Here is a 1,674-nt window from a genome sequence, read left to right as displayed (position 1 = left end):
ACTCCGGGAGGCGCCTCCATCATTCAGAAAAAACCAGTCCTAGTGACTGGTTTTTTCGTTTTTGACCCCGCTAAAAGCTTCCTACGTACCCATTTCAATGCTTATCAAAGAAATCTTTGTTACGGATATACTTGCTCATTAAGTGGTAAGAGAAAGGTCTTATCAGCCAACTAAAGATAGAGCGACCAAGGCGGATTAATGTAGGAGTGTTCTCATAGATTCGTCCGTTATAAAGCCAAAGCACTTTACCTACATGCCAATAGAGCAAAGGAACCGGTGGCATGAAGGTCACGATGTCGATGTCACAGCAAATTCGGTAGGTCTTCTTACTCATGCGATAGTGCTTTCGAAAGCTCCAATCACCAATGGCGGGTTGGCCAAAAGTCACTATTCGTTTAATACAGCCTGGGTACTTTTGATCAAAGTAATCAGCGAAGACACAACCGATAGCGCCTCCGGAAGAGTGGCCAGTAATAGACACTCTTTTTCCTTGTTCGATGAGAGGTGTGAGCGTGGCTTCCAAGCGCTCAATAACGGTTAAGCCAAGCTTATCTTCATTACGACTTGGCTGGCTCTCTTGAAACATTAGATGGTAGAAACCCGCATGCACACGATAATTGAGCCCAATTCTCTTACAGCTTCTGGTCCATAGAGCAAAGGTTAGTAGCCAATCTGAGATACTGTGCGATCCTTTGATTACCACAACCACTTCATCTTTGTCGCTACTCCACAACACTCTAATCATGGTTTTACCAAACTGGTTCTTGATGATGCGTTGTCCATTAGGGTCAAAACCATAGCGAGTCTGCTTAAAAACTCTAGGGTAGGCGAGGTTACAAAGAACGGCATAGCGCTCATATTGATATCGTTTTAGTGGTTTCACATGTTTACTTCTTAATAAGAGTTACTTCAAACTCTAATCGTTGAATGTGAAAAGCACATGAAAACGCCATTTGCTTGGTTTAAAACAATAAAATCACCGCATTCAATTGGTATTTGAATCAATGGTTGTCAGTGATTTGTCCGTTTAAATTAGAAATCCAAGTATAAGAACCGTACAAGCTGCACTAAATTTATTCTTTTGAGTTCGATAATTAATCACTTGAATTAAAAGATAAAATTTATTGTTGACGAATTTTTTCCTTCCGTTAAAGTACACCTCGTTCTCACGGCTTAGGTCGCTGAGAGATGGTGTTTTTACTTTTCAGTAATCGGCCTCGCAAGATTGCGTTGCCCTGGTGGTGGAATTGGTAGACACAAGGGATTTAAAATCCCTCGGCGTTCGCGCTGTGCCGGTTCAAGTCCGGCCCGGGGCACCATCTATCTAGCTTCTACATTTTGAGTAGAGTGATGAACAAAGAGTTGTTCTCTTAAATCACTATTAAAGGCGCCTTGGCAGAGTGGCTATGCAGCGGATTGCAAATCCGTGGACCTCGGTTCGACTCCGGGAGGCGCCTCCATTCTTTCTCTTAGTTTGATAAGTTAAGAGATAATAAGAATGAAAATGCGATACTAGCTCAGTTGGTAGAGCGCAACCTTGCCAAGGTTGAGGTCATCGGTTCGAACCCGATGTATCGCTCCAAATTTTGTAGTGTTGATTCATTTCGACATTAAGATGGTGTTTTACTTTTCAGTAATCGGCATCGCAATAAAGAATTGCGTGCCCTGGTGGTG

1 protein-coding gene and 3 tRNA genes are annotated in these 1,674 nt (G+C 42.7%); 3 read left to right on the top strand and 1 reads right to left on the bottom strand.

Annotated elements, in window-relative coordinates; translation table 11 throughout:
* Positions 1-94: 94 nt before the first annotated feature.
* Positions 95-883 carry a lipase family protein gene (locus tag AB4185_RS18895; RefSeq protein ID WP_017064543.1) on the bottom strand — a complete coding sequence of 263 codons (789 nt, stop codon included), beginning with the start codon at positions 881-883 and terminating at the stop codon, positions 95-97.
* 349 nt (positions 884-1,232) lie between these two features.
* On the opposite strand from AB4185_RS18895, the gene AB4185_RS18890 reads away from it, so the two are divergent.
* The 3 genes from AB4185_RS18890 (at position 1,233) to AB4185_RS18880 (ending at position 1,582) form a co-directional block, all read left to right on the top strand.
* Positions 1,233-1,319, top strand: a tRNA-Leu gene (locus AB4185_RS18890).
* A 67-nt stretch (positions 1,320-1,386) separates the two neighbouring features.
* A tRNA-Cys gene (locus tag AB4185_RS18885) sits at positions 1,387-1,460 on the top strand.
* A gap of 46 nt (positions 1,461-1,506) precedes the next feature.
* A tRNA-Gly gene (locus AB4185_RS18880) sits at positions 1,507-1,582 on the top strand.
* Positions 1,583-1,674: the final 92 nt, after the last annotated feature.

The organism is Vibrio sp. 10N.286.48.F5, assembly GCF_041469785.1.
Lineage (GTDB): Bacteria > Pseudomonadota > Gammaproteobacteria > Enterobacterales > Vibrionaceae > Vibrio > Vibrio crassostreae_C.
Note: the sequence above shows the minus strand (reverse complement) of the source record. Positions and strands in the feature narration are given on the sequence as shown.